The organism is Candidatus Merdisoma sp. JLR.KK006 (assembly GCF_036941035.1).
Taxonomy (GTDB): Bacteria; Bacillota; Clostridia; order Lachnospirales; family Lachnospiraceae; genus Laedolimicola.
In genome coordinates this window covers 1-19,862 of record NZ_JAYMNS010000026.1, presented here as the reverse complement: position 1 = coordinate 19,862, position 19,862 = coordinate 1, and the positions used below count along the sequence as shown (strand labels likewise).

16 protein-coding genes and 2 pseudogenes are annotated in these 19,862 nt (G+C 45.8%); 9 read left to right on the top strand and 9 right to left on the bottom strand.

All coding sequences use genetic code 11. From position 1 onward, the window contains the following. The first annotated feature begins 380 nt into the window (after positions 1–380). Entirely contained in the window at positions 381–1,766 is a 1,386-nt protein-coding gene (locus tag VSQ61_RS16980; RefSeq protein WP_334345583.1) for an MBOAT family O-acyltransferase, read from the top strand. Between the two features lie 22 nt (positions 1,767–1,788). Beyond that, positions 1,789–2,769, top strand: coding sequence for a GDSL-type esterase/lipase family protein (locus tag VSQ61_RS16975; RefSeq protein WP_334345582.1), 981 nt, complete (start codon positions 1,789–1,791; stop codon positions 2,767–2,769). A gap of 297 nt (positions 2,770–3,066) precedes the next feature. Here the strand turns inward: VSQ61_RS16975 and VSQ61_RS16970 are convergent, their stop codons facing one another. From VSQ61_RS16970 to VSQ61_RS16930, 9 genes and pseudogenes are all read right to left on the bottom strand, one after another. Beyond that, on the bottom strand, positions 3,067–4,329 hold the full coding sequence (locus tag VSQ61_RS16970) for a zinc-binding dehydrogenase (RefSeq protein WP_334345581.1): 1,263 nt from the start codon (positions 4,327–4,329) through the stop codon (positions 3,067–3,069). Between the two features lie 118 nt (positions 4,330–4,447). Beyond that, positions 4,448–5,095, bottom strand: a complete 648-nt coding sequence (locus VSQ61_RS16965; protein ID WP_334345580.1) for a class II aldolase/adducin family protein — start codon at positions 5,093–5,095, stop codon at positions 4,448–4,450. Position 5,096: 1 nt separating this feature from the next. After that, positions 5,097–6,278, bottom strand: coding sequence for a PHP domain-containing protein (locus VSQ61_RS16960; protein WP_334345579.1), 1,182 nt, complete (start codon positions 6,276–6,278; stop codon positions 5,097–5,099). Between the two features lie 128 nt (positions 6,279–6,406). Further along, the gene (locus VSQ61_RS16955; RefSeq protein WP_334345578.1) at positions 6,407–7,279 is read right to left on the bottom strand and encodes an SDR family NAD(P)-dependent oxidoreductase; all 873 of its coding nucleotides are present in this window, start codon (positions 7,277–7,279) and stop codon (positions 6,407–6,409) included. 364 nt (positions 7,280–7,643) lie between these two features. Next, a pseudogene (locus VSQ61_RS16950) lies at positions 7,644–8,639 on the bottom strand (ABC transporter permease). A 158-nt stretch (positions 8,640–8,797) separates the two neighbouring features. Continuing rightward, positions 8,798–9,252: pseudogene (locus VSQ61_RS16945) on the bottom strand (ATP-binding cassette domain-containing protein). Positions 9,253–9,611: 359 nt separating this feature from the next. Continuing rightward, entirely contained in the window at positions 9,612–9,914 is a 303-nt protein-coding gene (locus VSQ61_RS16940; protein WP_334345577.1) for a 6TM ABC transporter family protein, read from the bottom strand. Between the two features lie 418 nt (positions 9,915–10,332). Beyond that, a complete protein-coding gene (locus VSQ61_RS16935) occupies positions 10,333–10,821 on the bottom strand; it encodes a hypothetical protein (protein WP_334345576.1) in 489 nt (162 codons plus the stop codon). Positions 10,822–11,180: 359 nt separating this feature from the next. Next, positions 11,181–11,732 carry a hypothetical protein gene (locus tag VSQ61_RS16930; protein ID WP_334345575.1) on the bottom strand — a complete coding sequence of 184 codons (552 nt, stop codon included), beginning with the start codon at positions 11,730–11,732 and terminating at the stop codon, positions 11,181–11,183. Between the two features lie 202 nt (positions 11,733–11,934). Between VSQ61_RS16930 and VSQ61_RS16925 the strand changes: the two genes are divergently transcribed. The 7 genes from VSQ61_RS16925 to VSQ61_RS16895 all read left to right on the top strand — a co-directional run. Next, a complete protein-coding gene (locus VSQ61_RS16925) occupies positions 11,935–12,141 on the top strand; it encodes a hypothetical protein (protein WP_334345574.1) in 207 nt (68 codons plus the stop codon). Between the two features lie 474 nt (positions 12,142–12,615). Further along, positions 12,616–13,272, top strand: coding sequence for a YczE/YyaS/YitT family protein (locus VSQ61_RS16920; RefSeq protein WP_334345573.1), 657 nt, complete (start codon positions 12,616–12,618; stop codon positions 13,270–13,272). Between the two features lie 465 nt (positions 13,273–13,737). After that, positions 13,738–15,855, top strand: a complete 2,118-nt coding sequence (locus tag VSQ61_RS16915; protein WP_334345572.1) for an alpha-glucoside-specific PTS transporter subunit IIBC — start codon at positions 13,738–13,740, stop codon at positions 15,853–15,855. A gap of 249 nt (positions 15,856–16,104) precedes the next feature. Next, positions 16,105–17,439, top strand: a complete 1,335-nt coding sequence (locus tag VSQ61_RS16910) for a 6-phospho-alpha-glucosidase (RefSeq protein ID WP_334345571.1) — start codon at positions 16,105–16,107, stop codon at positions 17,437–17,439. A 294-nt stretch (positions 17,440–17,733) separates the two neighbouring features. Then, the gene (locus VSQ61_RS16905) at positions 17,734–18,237 is read left to right on the top strand and encodes a hypothetical protein (RefSeq protein WP_334345570.1); all 504 of its coding nucleotides are present in this window, start codon (positions 17,734–17,736) and stop codon (positions 18,235–18,237) included. Between the two features lie 240 nt (positions 18,238–18,477). Further along, positions 18,478–19,248 (top strand): MurR/RpiR family transcriptional regulator, encoded by a 771-nt coding sequence (locus tag VSQ61_RS16900; protein ID WP_334345569.1) that lies wholly within the window; start codon positions 18,478–18,480, stop codon positions 19,246–19,248. Continuing rightward, the coding region (locus VSQ61_RS16895; protein ID WP_334345568.1) for a MurR/RpiR family transcriptional regulator at positions 19,235–19,862 on the top strand (628 nt) is incomplete at its 3' end. The genes VSQ61_RS16900 and VSQ61_RS16895, both read left to right, overlap by 14 nt.

Genomic DNA, 19,862 nt, shown 5'->3' with positions numbered 1-19,862 from the left:
CATATTGGTATGATGAACATCCCTGTTCAATCTGCCTATCTATATTTTTATTTTGATATTATCAACAAGATATTATCATTTTGATTTATTATAAAGGAGTAACCATGATTTGTCAAGTCCATAATGTGATCATGATCATTGACATGCACGGCCCCATGTTCTATTCTCATAGTATAGTTTTTGAATATAGGATAAAGGCATTGTACATAAAGTTGCTGCCTTTTGTGCTGGTGATTTTCAAAGATATCCGGAGTTTATCTGCCTATGTCAGCATTTAGAGCAGAAATGTAAAATGAAATAGATTGAAAAACAAACGCATTTTAGATAAAATTTCAGTATCCAATATTGCAAATGATAAATAGAAAGGTTCTGAGGCAATCGTGGTATTTTCAAGTATAGAATTTATCGGAATTTTTCTTCCAATACTATTCTTTCTCTATATGCCCGTAAATAATAAAAAGAAAAAATGGGTTCTTTTCATTGGCAGTCTGGTTTTTTATGCTATAGGAGAACCGTATTATGTATTACTTCTTATGGCTTCTCTTGTGTTTAACTACGCACTCTGCAAACGGATGGCACAAAGTAAAAGTCACAAAAAACTGATTTTGTGCATCCTGTTACTCTGGAATTTCGGGCTGCTGCTCTTTTTCAAATATTTTGATTTTATTGCAGCGAATATAAATACACTCTGCAGAAAAGAGCTTCTGCCGCTTTTACATCTGGCGCTTCCTCTGGGGATCAGCTTTTATACCTTCCAAATGACTGCTTACCAGATAGATGTTTATCGAGGTGCACAAAAAGAAAGCTCCGGTTTTTCCGAATTCGGCTTATATGTAAGCATGTTTCCTCAATTAGTTGCCGGTCCGATTGTGCAGTTTCGGGAAGTAGAGAGAAGTATTAAAAACCCGAACTTCCAAATGAAAAATGTAGAAGACGGTCTGAAGCTGTTTACCCTTGGATTGGGCTCTAAGGTTCTTTTGGCCAACCAGATCAGTACCTTATTTAACACAATACAGGGAATCGGCGCTTCCCATCTGGATCTTTCCATGGCATGGCTGGGGGCATTTTCCTATTCCTTTCAGATTTATTTTGATTTCTGGGGATATTCGCTGATGGCCATCGGGCTTGGCCGGATCTTCGGATATGAGCTCCCCATTAATTTTAATAATCCTTACATGGCAAAATCCGCAACGGACTTTTGGCGGAGATGGCATATTACTTTATCAAGATGGTTTCGTGAATATGTATACATACCTTTCGGAGGCAGTCGAAACGGAAAGCTGAAAACCTGCCGGAACCTCCTGATTGTCTGGAGCCTTACCGGATTGTGGCATGGAGCCAATTGGAACTTTATTCTCTGGGGACTGTTTTTCTTTGTGCTGCTTGTGATTGAAAAAATGGGGCCGGGAGACTATCTGGAACGTCACCCATTTGGGGGACATCTGTATTGCGCTCTTATCATTCCTGTTTCCTGGATGATCTTTGCCCAAACTGATTTGGGAACGCTCTTGGCATATCTAAAGGCTATGGCCGGGGGCAATGCCGGACATGCGCTGGTGGGGACGCAACAGTTACTTCGCTATGCGAGGGAATATTGGTTCTTATTTGCCGTATGCTTTTTGTGCAGCACGCCCCTGCCCATGAAAACATTTAACAAATATAAAAACAAAAAAATTGTGATTCTTATGCTGTTTGGAATTTTCTGGTTTAGTATTTATCAAATACACATTGGAAAAAATAATCCGTTTTTATACTTTAGATTTTAAATTTGTAAAGAAGTGGAAAGCTATGAACAGGAAATTATTATTACCTATAAAAGAATATCCTTATTTTTATCTTTTGCTGGTATCCGGAATCTGTGTGTACCTCTACCTGGGCGCAGGCAATATGAGACATATAATTCACCAACAAACGGGTTCCTTCCATGCAATGGGAACGATGCTTGCCCAGTCTGCGGCAAGGGAACTTGAGGAATACCAAAAGAACAGAGAAGCCCTTATCCGGGAGGCAGAAAGCTCTGCTGCCCAGGAACAGGCAGAATCCAGCCAGCAGGACGAGGCACCTGCCGGGGTTACAGAATTCGTCACTTATGATCCCAAAAGTGTCGTATCCCCCTATTACACGGACCCGGGAAAAATCGCATTAACTACAAGCTATCCCTATGAAACAGCGGATGACGCCTATTTTTCAGATGCCGCTTTTATCGGTGATTCCAGAACCCTGGGACTGTATGATTATTCCGGTCTGCCCTATACGGATTTTTATTGTGACAATGGATTTTGTACCTACCGTTGGTCAATGGGAGAAAAAATCATGTATCAGAATGCCGGAAGGGAGGTCTTGCTGAATGAAGCAATGGAACAGAAAATTTATGGAAAAATCTATTTGATGGTAGGTTTAAATGACTGCGGATATGGGAATATAGAAAACTTCAAGGAGCGATATGTACAATTGCTGGATATGCTCCATAACAAACAGCCGGATGCTGTCATCTATCTGCTTGCCAATCTGCACATTAGCAAGGAAAAGAGCGATGGGGACGCCGTCTACAACAATGATGATATTAATGCCCATAATGTGGCGATTGCGGAATTGGCAGATGGTGTAAACTATTTTTATCTTGACGCAAGGGAGCTTTTTCTTGATGAACAGGGGTACTTAAAAACAGAGCTTACTTTTGACGGCGTGCATTTGTATGCAGACGGCTACCGGCAGTGGATGGATTATCTCAGGCAGCATGCCGTAGTGAAATCTCCCTTGGCAAGCTGATAAGTATTGCTTTCTCAAAGGTAATTGCACGGCTCCTATCGCAATACGTCCGCCAATATTCTACGTTTCGAAAAAGGGGCTGTCGGGAAATAAGACAGAAGACTTTTCTAATACCCAGTGTCCGGCTGTTTGTGTACAGACTGTCTGATATGTACGGATATTGCTTTTTAATGTCCGTACAGAGCAGACAGTCTGTACACAAGCTATCCGAACACAGGGTATAGAAATGGCTGATGTCTTATTTCCTGACAGCCCCTTTCATTCTCTTACTTTATCGTGTCAGGCACAAAGCTCTCATTAGATAGCCGGTGCATGCTCCAGCAGGTACTTCTCTGCTTCCGTATTCCACAGACCGTTAGTCTTGGATACCAGCTTATGAAGCTCCGCAAACATGGGATCTTCTTTTCCCTTCTCCTCAAAATCCGCAATGGCAGTAAGAGGCAGAGAAATATGAGTATAAATCAGCTTCTTTCCGCCCGGTACTTTCGGCAGGTTTAGGGTTGTATCCTTTGCAACATCCAGGCCGCCGATATGAGTAACCAGAATAGCCGGATCAAGCTTGCCCTGCCCCATCATAGCCAGGCATTCTTTCATATCATCCGTATTGCCGCCGGAGGTTCCAACTACATGGGTTCCGGAATAATGTACATTGTAGAAATTGAACTTTGCAGAGAATTCCGGGTTGGAGGGGCCTGCAAAGAAGTTGAGGCAGCCGTCCTGAGCCAGAATGCTGTCAGCCAGCTCTACCACCGGAGCAACGGGAGCAAAGCACAGAACATCATCATAACCGGCTCCGTCCGTAAAGTCCATCATGCATTTCTTCTGATCTTCAACCTTGCCTGTGTTCACATAGACCAGCTTAATTCCCTTTTTCGCCGCTTCTTCCGGGGAAAGGATCTTCTCTGCCCGGGCAAGACGTGCATCGTCAATATCCGTTACAATCAAAAGAGAGGGATTGCGATCACAGTGAATGATATAGTCGATGGCAGCCAGACCCATGGGGCCTACGCCTGCCAGGATCGCCATCTTGCCGCCCTCTACGATGCCCATGTCATGCTCGTATTTTCCTCTGGTTACATGGTACATGGCATGGAAGGTTCCTGCCACGCAGGACAGAGGCTCTGCCAGAGAACCGCCGAAATAATTCTCGCTGTCAAAGTGAAGAAGACAGCCCATCTCCATAACCTCATTGGGAATTACCACGTAGGTGGCATCTCCGCCGATGTACTGGAAGGAATATCCCGGTGCGTCCAGGCTTCCCTTGTAGTTAAGGGCCGGCTGAATGGAGAACTTCTCTCCCTCCTTAAACTCATGTGCCCACTTGGAGCCTACCTTTACCAGCTCACCGCAGAACTCATGTCCGATGATGGTGGGATGCTCTGCCACATCGTTGGGTACACGCTTGTGATCCGCCCCCTGCATGGCTGCCTTGTAGGAGGACATGCAGATACTGTCAGATACCACCTTAGCCAGAATCTCATCATCCTTAAGCTCAGGAAGCTCAAACTCCTCCAGACGCAGATCTTCTTTTCCGTACAATCTTAACGCTTTTGTTTTCATATTTTCTCTCCTTTTTGGCTTTGTAAGCCTTAATTTTTCTTTTTCTAATAGCAGGCAGACTTAACTGCTGCTGTTACAGCATTTCACAATTTATTCTCTTATCCTGCAAATCCTCCGTCTAACGGAAGGTAACCTGCTGCTCCTCGTGCTGGGAAAGCAGATAGCGGCACTCCTCCTCCGGAAGATCCTTTTGCGTTCCCACAAGCTTTGAAAGGGTCAGCACCTTGGCAATGGCTTCGGCTGCTTCCATATTGTTCATAGCTTCCAGGGCATCCGGTCCCACCGCAATGGCGCCGTGATTTTCCAGAAGGGCCACGTTGCTGTGCTTTAAAACAGGTCCCAGATCACGGCAGATATCGTCCGTTCCCGGCCTTCCGTAGCCTGCCACCTCAATGCGTCCGTATTTAAACATCATCTCAGGATAGGCCTTGGTCTCCACCGGCTTGCCGCACACCGCATGAGCCGTAAGATAAGCGGGATGCGCATGGACAATTCCGCCTATATCCTCCCGCATCCGGTAAGTCAGCACATGAAGCCGAAGCTCTGAGGTGGCCTTTAAGGTTCCGCCCACCTGATTGCCGTCCAAATCGGTAACGGCAATCATTTCCTCTGTAAGAAATGCCTTATTCCTGGCGCTGGGCGTCACATAGATAAGCCCGTCACGCTTGATGGAAATATTCCCCTCCACCGCATTTAAGAGCTGCTTTTCGTCCAGACGCTTTGCCACCAGCAGAATCTCCCGGATCGCATCCTTGTCTATTTGCATGCTATTCACTCACCTTTTCCCGTTCAATCAGCTTCCAGGTAGCGTCCACCAAATGCTTGAACTGTGGGTCCTCAAGCTGCTTGCAGATCATGCTCTGCCGGGAGCTGTTTACATCCTCGCCGGAGATCTCGGTCATATGGTATTCCCGGCAAAGCTTCTGAAGCCTTGTCATCTGCTCCTTGGTATTCCGGGCCGGCATATAGGTTACTCCATGGACGCCTTCTTCCTTCAGCATCTCAAAAAGCTCATCCAAGAACTCATCCTCAAACTTGGCAGCCTTCTTGTCCCCGGTTACGGAATCCGTAATGTCTCCCAGATAGGGATAGCATAAAATGGCTCCCACCTCATCCGCCAGCTTTACCAGATCCTTAAAGGAAATGCATTCCTCTGTTGCCGGAATATAGATCTTCTCCACCAGCTCCGCTTTCATAACTCCCAGCAGATCATATACAAAATGAGGATTCTCCGGGTCGGAAAGCTGTCCCCTTTGCTTCTCGGAAAGAGCGATTCCCAGCTGCTTTTCCACAAAGTCCGCACACTGCTCTTTTCCTGCCTTTGCAATAATCTTCTCGCTCAAAGCACACAAAAGATGACGCTCGGTTACGGAACCTCCATTTGCATACTGGGAAATGGGCAGTACATCCTTGTTAAAATCCAGAGTGATTCCTTTTGGCTCCATCAACTGATTGATGTTGGCAACCATCTTCCGGTTCCGCTCATTTCTCTTTTCCCGAAGAGGCCCGAACACCTCCTGGAGCCTTGAAAAACCCGAATCGGGTACGCTGTGAATGGCCATGTAAGCAATGCCTGCCTGGTCCGGGTTGTTTAATTTTCTTCCTGCCATACGAGTACCATCCAGGTTTGCACGGCACTCCATGCCGCAGGTGGTTCCGATTCCTGCAAGCTTTCCTGCCTTGCGGAATTCCACCGCACCGGCAATGCTGTCGTGATCCATAATTCCTGCTGTCTCCAGGCCCTCATCTCTGGCACAGTAAACTGCTGCTGTGGGAGAGTAGGGCGAGAAGGAATAGATGGTGTGTATATGATTATTGGCAAACTGGGGCTTTACCTCCGGCTTCTCCTTTTCACTTCCAAGAACGATAGCCAGGTTTGCCAGACGCTCTTCCGGGGTGGGGGCGTTCAAAAGCTTTAAGGCCTCCTGCCGTTCTACAAATTTATCCATAAGTCCTCCATATTTAAGTTCCGCATCCTTTTAACAGTCCCCCTCTACTTAAATGAATTTCCAGCCACTAAGTACATGTGTCTGTAAATCCGTCTGGGCACTGTTCAAAGGATGCCGTGTAAGTTTTATTAATTCAACATATTCTGTCCGCCGGTTACCGGTACGGCCTGTCCTGTCTCAAAGTTCTGCTCCACACAGTAGAACAGTGCCTTGGACACGTCTGTCGGAGTACAGCCCCGATGAATGGGAGATTTGGACAGGTAGTAGTCTTTTACATCCTGTACGGTCTTTGCTCCCGGAACCTTGCCTGCATTTAAGTACTGTACGAAAAGTCCCCTCTCCGGGTCGGACCACAGAGGACCGTCATAGAAGTTGCCGGGGCAGATAGAATTAACCTTAATCTGATATGCTACCAGCTCAAGGGCAAAACTCTGGGTCAGGCCGATGCCGCCGAACTTGCCGCCTGCGTAGGCACTGTTATTCTTGGAGCCTTCCAGACCGGATTTGGAGTTAATCTGAATGATATCAAACCAGAGGCTGTCATCGGCCTCATGCTGTGCTTTCATAATTGCAGAAGCATATTTTGCCGCATTAAAGTATCCAATATAATTCACCTTTGTTACAAACTCAAAGGCTCCCGGCTCCATATCCTCCAGGCTTCCGGCTTTGAGAACGCCTGCATTGGATACAAAGATATCAAGCCCGCCGAAATGCTCTACAGCACCGCACACCATAGCCTCCATGGATTCCGCACTGGATACGTCTACCTTTAAACCGACAGCACGCTCTCCTAATGCCTTGGCTGCTTCTACCGCCTGTGCTTCGTTTAAATCTGCCAGTACTACGCTGGCGCCTTCCTTATACATCTCTGTTGCAATTCCGAGTCCGAATCCCTGTGCACCGCCTGTAACAACCGCTATCTTTCCGGCCAGACGTCCGGTTGTCTGAGGTCTGTTGTGAATGTTTTGTTTTGCATACTCTTTTGCTTCTGCTAAATTCATGGTTTTTCCTCCATTTTAGTTCCGCAGCACCTCTCCCAGTACCCCTTACCTAGAAGGAATTCCAATCACGAAAGCATGTGCCTGTAATTCCTTCTGGCACTGGAAAAACTGTTGCTGTTTCCATCATTTTCTAATGGATTGTTTTTGAATTACAAATTTATTATAGCACTCTTCCAACACAAGTCAATATGAATCTACTAAAAACCACACAAAAATCCAAATTTTTTATAAGCAAAAAAGGAATCGCACAGAAAACTCATGCTGATTCCTTATCGGGGCTTTATTTTAGAAAATTTTTGTCCTATAATTCTGAAACCACAACTCATATCAAGTCATACCCCCTGCATACTGTGTCATATAAAGCTCATAATACTTTCCTCTCTTGATAAAACCGCAGAAGCAGATTCACAATCGTAGTCTTTTCGCTTCCAGTAGAGCCCACTAAAGCCACTTTCTTACCCGACGGAACAGTCAAGGTAAAATTCTGAATAACCGGATGCCCCGGTACATAGGAAAAAGTCACTTTCTCAAAAGAAACCACTGGATTTTTTTCTTCCTTTATGAGGCTCCTCTCCATAGATTCTTCCTCTTCATCCAACACATAAAAAACACGCTCCGCACCTGCAACAGCCGTCTGAAGCTGGCCATATATCTGGGCAAGCTCATTAATAGGACGTCCAAGCTGCTTGGCATAAACGATAAATGCAGAAATTACGCCTACAGAAATACGTCCATGAATAGCAAAACACCCTCCAAATGCGGCAATAATCACAAAGCCAATATTGCCGATACAGTTCATAATCGGCCCCATAACCCCACTATACCCATCGGTGCGGATTCCTGCTTTTGTCAGAGAATCCGATGTTTTGCAAAAGTTCTCTATTGTCTCATCCTGGCGAGTATAAGCCGTCACCGTACGGTATCCGGAAATCATTTCCTCAGCCGTGCCATTCAGTTCCCTCAAAAGCCGCTGGCGCTTTCGTGAAAACTAACGCACCTGCTTTGACAAAATGTTAGCAGCCAGAAAGGTAAGGAAAACCGTTATAAAGCTTAAAATCGCCAGCTGCCAACAGTAAAACACCATAACTGCCACAGTCCCAATCACCGTCAGCACACCGGAAAACAAAGAAGGCAGGGACTGAGAAACTGTTGTAGAGATATTTTCAATATCATTTGTGATGCGGCTCATCACATCCCCATGGGAATGTGTATCCATATACCGAACAGGCAGATCCATAAACTTCCCAAACAGCTCATCCCGCATTCGCTTAACTATCTGCTGGCTGATTCGTGCACTTAGGATCCCCTGAAAAAGCTGACTTGCACAATAGAACAAATAGAACATCAGCATTCCGGCCAAAGTACTTGTAAGAATACCTTACCTCGCTCCGGCAATCATATCAACCGCTCTGCTTTGCAGACTCGGGGCATAGACGCCGCAGAGGGTTCCAAGGACTACAACAGCCGGCATAGTCAGTACCATCCGCTTTTCACGGGCAAAATAGGTAAAAAGCTGCTTTACAGTTTTCCCGCATTTTCCGCATGCTCCGCTTCCATCTTTAAATCCAGTGCACTGGTAGAATCATCAAATATGAGAATCTCTGCATCCCTGATAATCGCCCTGCTGATAGAAATCCGCTGCTTTTGTCCGCCAGACAGACTCATCCCCCGTTCCGCAACCATTGTGTCATAACCAGCGGCCGCTGCCCGAATAAAACCGTCAGCCTGGGCTGTCTTTGCTGCCCTTTGAATCTCATCCTGTCCGTCTCCTTTCTTTCCCCATGCAATATTTTCCTCAATAGAAAGGCTGAACAGCTCGCTTCTCTGCAGTACGAGGGCGATTTTTCCCTCAAAGCTTTCTGAGCATATTCTTTGACATTCACTCCATCCACCAGAACCATGCCCTCAGACACATCATAAAACCGAGGAATCAAATGAACCAGAGAGGACTTTCCACAGCCTGTTGCACCCATAATTGCCAGCGTCTCGCCTGGGTGTATCTTGAAATTAATATCTTCTAAAATTGTCTGCGTACTGCCTGGATAGGAAAAAGATACATTGCAAAATCCAATCTGCCCTTTCTTTTCTATCTGGCCCTCAAAGATGCCGTCTTTCAATTCCGGGCTGCTCTCCAGAATCTCTTTCAGCCGCTTCCAGGATACAATTCCCTTGGAAATACTCTGAAACAGCATAGCAAGTCCCAGAATTCCCGTTAAAAGCTGTGTTGTATAAGTAATCGCCGCCATAACATCTCCCGGCGTAGCTCCCCCCTGCAGAAACCTGATGATCCCCTGCCTTTAAAATAACTGCTGCAGACAGATAAATAATTCCATTAATAAGGGGATTCATAAACGCAAATATCGTCAGCACCTGAAGCATTCTGTCCGGTCATATGCGCAAATACGTTATTCAGCGCTCTGCACAGGCCTCCAAAAATCACAAGACACGCCATTCGGATTCCCAAAGACCACACAAGCGTCATATTTCCCACACCACCGGCAGAAAGACCCAAAACACCCTCATCCACAATCTCCCTCATGAGCCCCGGCTGTAATAAATCCGTCAAAACCTCACCAATCATAAAGCTTCCGGCAATAACTGCAATATGTAAATGCCGCCTGATATACTTCCACATTTTTATTTCCCTATGTCAACTCTTTCTGTGTAATATTCCTATTCTCTTTCAAAAGCATCTAGATCCGCTTCTGGCTTCCTTTCCCCTCCGAAATCCGGCGCTTTGTATTGCTAATATCCCAAAAATTTAAAATAATCTTATTATTCATATCAAATCTTCATACTTCTTAACCATGCATATTCTTTCATCAAGCTGCCTTGACTATTTTAACCCGCTTCCCCAATAAATTCAAGGTACCTTAAAAAAATTATTCTGGCATTTTCCGAAACAACTGTGCTATAACCTGAGTTTTACAGTTATGATAGCAAAAATCCTTGTATTGCCCGAAAATACTGGCTTTACAAGGATTTCTTTTTGTTATGCTCTTTTCATCAATTTCATCTCTTTGAAAAATCGCTTGGCTATTGTATTTTAAACGCTATGCCGTTGCAGCAAATTGTTCTTTTATTTTGCGTATTTCATCTTCCAGTATATTAAGACGGATTCCCTGCAGTTCTTTCTCATTTTCAACTTTCAATGCCTCATCAAGCTTTCGGCTCAAATCCAAATGGCCTTCCGCAATCAATCGAATATTCCGATCCGTTACATTCTCCAGGTGCACTTCAATGCCAGTAACCTTCCGCTCCAGCTTCTGCATATTGTTTTTCATGTCTTGCAGCTCACTCTTCATGCCCTGCATATCGCTTTTCATGTCTTGCAGTTCACTCTTCATGCTCTGCATATCACTCTTCATGCCCTGCATATCACTTTTCATGCTCTGCATATCACTCTTCATGCCCTGCATATCACTTTTCATGCTCTGCATATCACTCTTCATGCCCTGCTGTTCGCCTTCTAAGCCCTGCACATTATTCTTCACACCCTGCAGTTCTGACAAAATCAGATCCAGCTTTTCACTATCCGTCATGTTCCTCCTCCTTCCTTTATATTCACTGCTATGTAGTGTATTGCAAGTATACCATAATACCAAAGCCAAGTCTATTATTAAAATATTTTTCAGCACTTTTACTATAACCGATACTATCATATTTCATATTTTATTTAGGTACCTTGACTTTTTTTGCTCCATTATGTTTATAATAAAGTTACCAAAAGTTATAACTTCTCGGAATCTCAATGAATGAGATTCTAACCGAAGACTGACAACTGAATATGGTGCAGGAAAAGAAATTAGAGAAAAATGGACATAAACATTGGACATAGCGGGGACTATGCCTTGAAAAATCTTGTGGAATCGCTTAATATATCATTATTAGGCGGCTAAACCTAAGAATGATTTTGAAATGCTTCGACAGAGGGCATTTCCCAGGCATCAAGGTGTTGGAGCATCATGATGCCGTAGAGGCGGCAGTACCACATCTTAGTCGAGCGGCGCCTGCCGTCTTCTAATTTATAGTCCTCTTTCTCCCGCTTGTTGGAGCGGTCCACGGAAGTTCTTCTATCATATTCCTTTTCCCATGCTTTAGAGTCCCTTGGCGGTATGTTAAATAACCTTGGATTGTCATCGGTAAAGATGTGTACGGTTCTTCCATATTTCGCCGGTGAACAGGGGTGTTCACAGAAGCAGCCACGCTTCTGGTTTGATTTCGGGCACCGGTATTTTGCTCGGTGCTTGGCAGCTTCATATCCATCTTTATGCATGCGTAAGCCCATTTTACAGACAGGGACACCATCATCATCAATAGTGAAATCATCCTTATAAGTGAAATATCCGGTATGTCCGGGGTTGAGGTCAATAAAAGGAACGATATTTTCCCGTCTGCAGTAATCATAGACAGCGTAAGCGTCGTGTGCAGAATCCAGAAGGAGCTTTTTCAATCTGGAATTCCGGAAGATACGCTTTCATGGTGAAAAAGGAATGCAGGAAAGAAAGCATGTCATGCCGGGAGGCCCGTTCTAAAAGCGGAAACACAGGGAGATCGCTGAAGGAATCGGAAGCCACATACATGTAGAGGTGGCAGCCGAAGAAATAGCATTCCTGGTGGGAGTCCCATCCCCAGTTAGAGTCGGGCTGGGAATAATGACGTTTGCAGTTACAGGAAGAACAGCCTTTCTCCTTACAATCGCAGATGCGCTTTTTCCGCTGCTGTGCGGCAGTAGGGACAGGGGTGCCGTCACCGGCAAGAGCCAGGTGCCGGGGATCAATCAACCCACTGTGGACGGAATGATCCGGGAACTGCTGATGATAAAGCCGGAAAATGAGGAAAAAGGGATTCTCAGGCTTTAAATGCCATCGTTCCAGCAAGGGAAGAAGTTTTGAAGCAGTGCTGGAAGACACTTTTAGTTTCAAAGCAAGCAGGTAGGAATGCAGCATGCAGGAAGGGAGCCTTGGTTCCGGTCCAAAAACAGAGTAACATTCCCGCATGATAGAATCAGTCTGGGAAAGATCGAGATACCAGAACTGCACGATATAATCCCATGTGCTTTTTGGAAGCACAAAGGGATCAGGATAGAATTTAAGAAACCGGGATACGAAAGTATCCTGATAGGCGGCATGGCCGCCGGGATTTGTAGGTAACAAAGAAATCGCCTCCAGTCGATTGAAATAAAATATAATCAATCGGCTTCGCCGCAAATTTTGATCGATTCGTCAAGTGTTTTTACAAAAAAAGTGGGTGATTTTTGAGATAGGGGTGTGAAAGCCTTATAAAATCAAGGCTGAAGATTCCGAGAAGTTATAATTGATCTGAGGAGGAAAAAAATGCAACTTCCTGAAAACTTTAAAAAGCGTATTTTAATGACAACAAGCGGCGTAACCCTGTGCGCCATAGCCGTAGGCTTCTTCAAATGCTCCAGCTTTGGCGTAGACCCTTTCCAGTGCTTCGCCCAGGGCATCTGGGGCCACTTTTTTGAAACAACTCTTTCCTTCGGCTTGTACTACACAATCCTAAGTGCTCTTTTGCTGCTTTTGGATCTCATCATAGCCAGAAAATGCATGGGCGCCGCCACCCTGGTCAATATGTTCCTCACCGGCTACATCGTAGACTTCACCTGCACAGTGATCAACCGCCTTGCCCCGGCCCCTACCCTGCCCTTACGAATCGTATACCTATTCATAGCCGTCCTGGTCATGTGCTTCGCATCATCCCTCTACATGACCTCCAACCTGGGCGTCTCCGTATACGACGCAATCCCCATCGTCATCTCCGACACCCGGAAGCTCCCATTCCGCTTCGTCCGAATCGGCTGTGACCTCCTCTGCGTCGTCATCGGAACCCTAACCGGCCTGCTCCCCGGAATCGGTACCCTAATCACCGCATTCTTCATGGGCCCCCTAATAGAATACTTCAACCACACCTTCTCCGAGCCTTTCCTAAAAGGAAAACACACAAAACAAACTATCGCCCAAAATACATAATCAAACATAGAACAAAAAACAACCAACACACTTCCACCCCCACAACCAGGGTCATCCGGAAAATAAGCCGACAGGCTTTTCCAATATCAAGTGTCCGGCTGTTCACGCACGCTCCGTATGATATGAACGAACATTGCCCACAGTAATTAACACCCCAAAAACGTTCAGGGGTAATGTACGTTCAGAGCATATGGAGTGTGCGTGAACCGTCCGAACACGGATATGGAAAAGCCTGCCGGCTTATTTTTCGGATGACCCGTCCGTCCCCCTGTGACAATTCACAACTTTTGTACCAATTGCCAACTTCCTCTCCCCATTACCAACCTCCCCCACTCCCCTTGTTTTCCCCATTTCAACCTGCTACTATAAACCTACCAGAAGGAATCATTCATGTACATCATCCCGGGAAGAATGAGATTCGGTAAGAGTAACATAATAAAAAACGAAGGGAAGTGTGTTGTAACAATGATGCAAAAAATCCAAAAATTCGGCGGCGCCATGTTTACACCAGTACTGCTTTTCTCCTTTGCAGGTATCATGGTCGGCATCGGTACCTTATGTACCACAGAAGCAGTCCTTGGTTCATTAGCTGCTCCCACAAGCATGTGGTATCTCGTATGGAACGTAATTCTTCAAGGCGCATGGTGTGTGTTCAACCAGCTGCCGCTGCTGTTTGTAATCGGTCTTCCAATCGGCCTTGCCAAAAAACAGGCCGCCCGCTGCTGTATGGAAGCCCTTGTCCTTTACTTAACTTTCCACTACTTTGTCAGCACCATCCTGGCTCAGTGGGGCGCAGCATTCGGCGTTGATTTTGCTGCCGAGACAGGCGGTTCAAGCGGATTAACTATGATTGCCAACATCAAAACCCTGGATATGGGTATGTTTGGAGCCCTGCTGGTATCCGGTCTTGTTATCTACCTACATAACAAATACTTCGACACAGAGCTGCCGGAGTGGCTGGGTTCCTTTAACGGTTCCACTTTCATCTTCATGATTGGCTTTTTCGTAATGCTTCCGGTTGCACTGTTATCCGTTCTCATCTGGCCCAACATCCAGCACGGTATGCAGATCTTCCAGAACTTTGTTATGAACGGCGGCGCACTTGGCGTCTGGGTATTCATCCTCTTAGAGCGTTTGTTGATTCCGTTCGGTCTGCACCACCTGCTGTACAGCCCGTTCTACTACGACAACCTTGTGTGTCCCGGCGGCATCTACTCCTACTGGGCTACGCAGCTCCCGGCGCTGGCTGCTTCCACAGCCTCCTTAAAGACCCTATGCCCGGAAGCCGCATTTACCGCAACCGGATTTTCCAAAATCTTCGGTTGTCCCGGTATCGCACTTGCCTTTTATGCAACCGCAAAGCCGGAAAAGAGAAAGCAGTTAAAGGGTCTCTTAGTTCCCATCGTACTGACAGCTATTGTCTGTGGTGTAACGGAGCCTATTGAATTTACTTTCCTGTTTATGGCACCGGCACTGTTTGTTGTCCATGCAATACTGGCAGCATTCCTGTCCACAACCATGAACCTGTTCGGAATCGTAGGTGTATTCTCCGGCGGTTTGATTGAAATGAGTTCTCTGAACTTTATACCACTGATGACCTCCCACTGGAAAGAATATCTGCTGATGCTGGTTATTGGTCTGGTATACATGGGAATCTGGTTTGTTGTTTTCCGTTTCCTGATTGTCAAATTTGACTTTAAGACACCCGGCCGTGAAGAGACAGACGAAACCAAGTTCTACTCCAAAGCAGAGTTCCGTGCAAAACAGGCCGGCGGCGGAGAGATGGACAAAAAGACCATGCTGGCAGCTCTTATCTTAGAGGGCTTAGGCGGAGCCGACAACATTGTAGATGTTACCAACTGCGCAACCCGTCTTCGTGTAAATGTAAAGGATGCCGCACTGGTAAAGGATGACGCATATTTCAAGGGCGTAGGTACCCATGGTATTTCCAAGAACGGCAAGGCCATGCAGGTTATCGTAGGCATGACCGTACCAAGCGTTCGTGAGAAGTTTGAAAATATTCTGGCTAATCCCTCCGCCCATGTACTGGATATGGGGCAGGCAGATGAGCAAAAGGGCGCTGCCAAGACAGAGGAAAAAGCGGCTGTAGATGCTGCAAGTCTTCCGGCGCATGAACTTAAAGCAGTTGCAAACGGCGAAGTTATCCTTGTAAGTGACGTACCGGATGAAGTATTTGCATCCAAAGCCCTGGGGGACGGCGTAGCGGTTATCGTAACAGACGGCAAGATTTACGCTCCCGCTGACGGAACCATTTCCATGATTGCGGAAACCCTCCATGCTTATGGAATCTCCACCCCTGACGGACTTGAGCTTCTCGTTCACATCGGCATCAATACCGTTGAATTAGACGGAAAGGGCTTCACGCCAAAGGTTAAGGAGGGAGACACGGTAAAGGCCGGCGATCTTCTCTGCGAAATTGATATGGATTTAATGAAAGAAAAGGGTTATCCAACCCACACTCCCATCCTTATGACAAACGGCGACGAATGTGCCGATGTAAAGCTTCTTCCGAATAAGGATGCCAAAGCAGGAAAAACCACTGTAATTACCTATCGTAAGTAATATTAAATAATCATAAAAACAGTAATATTCCTCACAGTGCACAAATCGATTTACGGGCACATGCACTTTTGGCTGGAAATTGATTTAGACTAAGGTGTACTGAGAGGGATATTACAAAACTTAAAAACAGTAATATCTTTCACAGTGCACAAATTGATTTACAGGCACATGCATCTGTGACTGGAAATTGATTTATCCAAGCTGTACTGGGAAAGATATTACGGAACTCAAAATAAGGAGGAATTTATTATGTCTAAAAAATCATTTGCTGTAACAGTTGCCGGAGGCGGCAGTACCTTTACGCCAGGAATCGCCCTGATGCTGTTGGAGGAGCGTGATCGTTTCCCGGTTAACAAGATTATGTTTTATGACAACGACGCAGAGCGTCAGGAAATCGTTGCAAAGGCTTGTGAAATCTATTTTAAGGAAAATGCGCCGGATATCGAATTTGGCTATACCACAGATCCGGAAACCGCTTTTACCGGCATTGATTTCGTTCTTGCGCATATCCGTGTAGGAAAATACGCAATGCGTGAAAAGGACGAGAAGATCCCCTTGAAGTACGGCGTTGTCGGCCAGGAGACCTGCGGGCCCGGAGGAATCGCATACGGAATGCGTTCTATCGGCGGTGTTCTGGAGATTCTGGACTACATGGAGAAATACTCTCCCAACGCATGGATGCTGAATTACTCCAACCCGGCTGCTATTGTAGCTGAGGCAACAAGACGCTTACGCCCCAATTCCAAGATCTTAAACATCTGCGATATGCCTATCGATCTGGAGGAAAAGATGGCAAGCATGGTTGGCCTGAAGTCCAGAAAAGAGATGCAGGTTGGCTACTACGGACTGAACCATTTCGGATGGTGGCACAAGATCTATGACAATGCAGGCAATGACCTGATGCCCGAGATCAAAAAGCATATGGCTGCAAACGGCTTCGCAGACGGTATCGCAGAGACTAATCAGCATGTGGACGACAGCTGGAAAGAGACCTTCGCAAAGGCAAAGGACGTATACGCCGTAGATCCCACTACTATTCCGAATACCTACCTTAAGTACTACCTGTATCCGGACTACGTAGTTGAGCACTCCAACCCGGAGCATACCCGTGCAAATGAGGTTATGGAGGGTCGGGAAAAGACCGTATTCGGCGCTTGCCGGGAAATTATTGAAAAGGGAACTGCAAAGGACTGCGGCTTTGAGGCAGACGCACATGCTACCTACATTGTTGACCTTGCCTGCGCTATTGCCGAAAACACAAGAGAGCGCTTCCTCCTGATTGTTCCGAACGAGGGCGCTGTTGAGAACTTTGACCGGACTGCAATGGTAGAGATTCCCTGTATCGTAGGCTCCAACGGCTACGAGCGCATCTGCCAGGGCGCAATTCCCCAGTTCCAGAAAGGCTTAATGGAGCAGCAGGTAAGCGTGGAAAAGCTGGTTGTAGAAGCATGGGTAGAGGGCAGCTACCAGAAGATGTGGCAGGCATTGACCCTTTCCAAGATTGTGCCCAGCGCACGTGTTGCAAAGCTGATTCTGGACGATCTCATTGAGGCAAACAAGGGCTACTGGCCGGAGCTTAAATAATTCAGATAGATAAATAAAAATTTATTCCTGGTCAGTCGATTTACGGCTGGCCGGGAAAGTCGCAAAGATGCACGAGAGGATCTTTCATGAGTGCCCTTTCGAATGAAAGTTTCTCTCACTACATGTGTGTCGAAGCGACTTTACCCTTTAGTACTGTTGCATAGCAACTTAAATCAGTAATATCCTATTCGTGCACAAATCAATTTACAGACGCATGTATTTGCGGCTGGAAATCGATTTATACAAGGATGTACGGATAGGATATTACGGAACTTAAAATAGGAGGTAAGGAGCATGACAGCAATGAAAGCAATAAACATAAATACCCAGACAGATTATCACAAATATGATAAATGGTTTACAATCGCAAAGGTACTTTTAACACTGGCTCCGTTTATCGCATTAATATACATGCAGGCATTTATAGGCGGAAGCAATCTGTCCGAATTATTGCAGCAGAATCCCGAGATCACCCTTACCTTCCTGGTATCCATGGCCGGGCCCTTCACAGCCTATCTTCTGAGCTTTGCACAAAAGCATCTCTATGAAGAAGATGTCCCCTATATGATGGCACATCTGGCGCTGCTCTTTGCTGTTGAGCTTCTGCTCCGCAACGGAGTTTATGCCCTCCTTATGGGATGCCTGATGTTCCTGGTATATCGAATGACAGGAATGTCGCCTCTTGAAGCCCTGCGGCTAAAGTGGAAAGATCACTTCTTTCGGGATCTGTCCGGCTGTATTGTACTGATGGTCTTTGCCATGTTCTGCCTGTTTGTTTCGCTTCGCCTTGGTATGTAATATTTATTTTCCGGTGATTCCCATGTGGCTGCCATAGACTTGTCCTATGGCAGCCATATTTCGCTTATAATGCAGTTCAAGCTGCAGCTCTAACCCATTCCATAGCGCATACTTCCTATTTTCCTAAAGAACAGCCGTTACTGTGAACAGTAATGGACACCTAATTTTACGGAATCAGTGGACTTTACCGAAAAAAATATGCTATGATATTCACATCAAAGGCAGAGGGAGAATATGATTATGAGCCTTGAAGCATTGGTGAATCAAAATTATAAGCATTTCAGCGAAAGTGACCGGGCAGTGTGGACATATCTTTCCGCTCACCGGAAAGAATGTGAAGATATGGCAATCAAGAAGATGGCAGATCGATGCTGTGTCTCCCGCTCTGCTGTTATGCGTTTTGCTCAAAGGCTTGGATTCAAAGGCTTTGCGGAGTTAAAGCTCTATTTGAAAATGGATGGCCAAAAAGCGCCTGCTCACAACGATCTGACACACATCTGCAAACTGTATCAAAACGTTATGAACAGCATGTGTGAAAAAAACTGCGATCCCATGTTTCAGGCTTTCGACGCTGCCAAAGAGCGCTATATCTTTGGGGAAGGCATGGTGCAGGCTTCCATAAAAAAAGAATTCAAGCGGATCTTTATGAGCGGCGGCCGCATGCTCTACGATGCCCCAAGCGGTCAGGAAATGTACAATCTGGTTCCCATGATCGGAAGCAGCGATTTCTGTATCCTGGTTTCTGTATCTGGTGAAAATAAAAAGCTGGTAGATATTGCAAGAAAGCTCCACATTGCCGGAGCAGCTTTAATGTCCATTACAAAAAACCGTGAAAACACCCTTGCCCATTTATGTGATTTCAATCTCTATGTGGATGAGAGCAACTATTTTGAGACCCCCATCCATTGGCAGTATGAATCCACTACTTCTTATTTTATTTTAATTGATATCCTCTTTTTTAAATATTTGGATTACCATCAGCGAAAGGAGACTTCCCATGAAACTGGATGATTTGGTTCAGGAACACTACGAACGTATGAGCGCCAATGACCACCGTATCTGGCAGTATATCTGCCGGCATAAAAAGGAATGCAGAAGCATGACCCTCCATGAACTGGCGGATGCCTGTGAAGTCTCCCATACGACTGTGCTGCGTTTTCTGCAGTTAATCGGTATGGATGGCTACAATGATTTCAAGGCATTTCTCAAATGGGACAGCTTAAACCAGCCTGGATTCAACCGGCAAAGTATTGAAGAAAATTGCTTTAATCTCTCAAGAACCATCTCTTCCATCCAGCAGGCTGACTGTCTGGAATTATTTTACCGGATGGAACAGGCCAAGAGGCTTTACGCCTACGGAAGCGGCGCTGTCCAGAAATCCGTTGCCAAGATATTAAAGAATTATCTGATTTTGTCCGGAAAGCTGCTGCATGTGATTGAGGGGCAGGAAGAACGGATTATGGCCCTTCGGCAGATGGAAAAGGGAGATGTAGTCTTTCTCTTTTCCGTGTCCGGAAATAATCCGGTTATGAATGAGTATGCCAGGAAGCTTCGGGATAAGGGGCTGTTTCTGGCTGCCATCTGTCAGGACGGAGCCAATGACCTGTCCAAGATCTGCCACTTCT

Bases quoted from the DNA above. Each gene is read 5' to 3' on its own strand.
- VSQ61_RS16970 (WP_334345581.1), bottom strand. From the start codon at position 4,329: ATGAAAACAAAAGCGTTAAGATTGTACGGAAAAGAAGATCTGCGTCTG.
- VSQ61_RS16915 (WP_334345572.1), top strand. From the start codon at position 13,738: ATGATGCAAAAAATCCAAAAATTCGGCGGCGCCATGTTTACACCAGTA.
- VSQ61_RS16975 (WP_334345582.1), top strand. From the start codon at position 1,789: ATGAACAGGAAATTATTATTACCTATAAAAGAATATCCTTATTTTTAT.
- VSQ61_RS16910 (WP_334345571.1), top strand. From the start codon at position 16,105: ATGTCTAAAAAATCATTTGCTGTAACAGTTGCCGGAGGCGGCAGTACC.
- VSQ61_RS16920 (WP_334345573.1), top strand. From the start codon at position 12,616: ATGCAACTTCCTGAAAACTTTAAAAAGCGTATTTTAATGACAACAAGC.
- VSQ61_RS16925 (WP_334345574.1), top strand. From the start codon at position 11,935: ATGACGTTTGCAGTTACAGGAAGAACAGCCTTTCTCCTTACAATCGCA.
- VSQ61_RS16905 (WP_334345570.1), top strand. From the start codon at position 17,734: ATGACAGCAATGAAAGCAATAAACATAAATACCCAGACAGATTATCAC.
- VSQ61_RS16935 (WP_334345576.1), bottom strand. From the start codon at position 10,821: ATGACGGATAGTGAAAAGCTGGATCTGATTTTGTCAGAACTGCAGGGT.
- VSQ61_RS16960 (WP_334345579.1), bottom strand. From the start codon at position 6,278: ATGGATAAATTTGTAGAACGGCAGGAGGCCTTAAAGCTTTTGAACGCC.
- VSQ61_RS16940 (WP_334345577.1), bottom strand. From the start codon at position 9,914: ATGTGGAAGTATATCAGGCGGCATTTACATATTGCAGTTATTGCCGGA.
- VSQ61_RS16955 (WP_334345578.1), bottom strand. From the start codon at position 7,279: ATGAATTTAGCAGAAGCAAAAGAGTATGCAAAACAAAACATTCACAAC.
- VSQ61_RS16900 (WP_334345569.1), top strand. From the start codon at position 18,478: ATGAGCCTTGAAGCATTGGTGAATCAAAATTATAAGCATTTCAGCGAA.
- VSQ61_RS16965 (WP_334345580.1), bottom strand. From the start codon at position 5,095: ATGCAAATAGACAAGGATGCGATCCGGGAGATTCTGCTGGTGGCAAAG.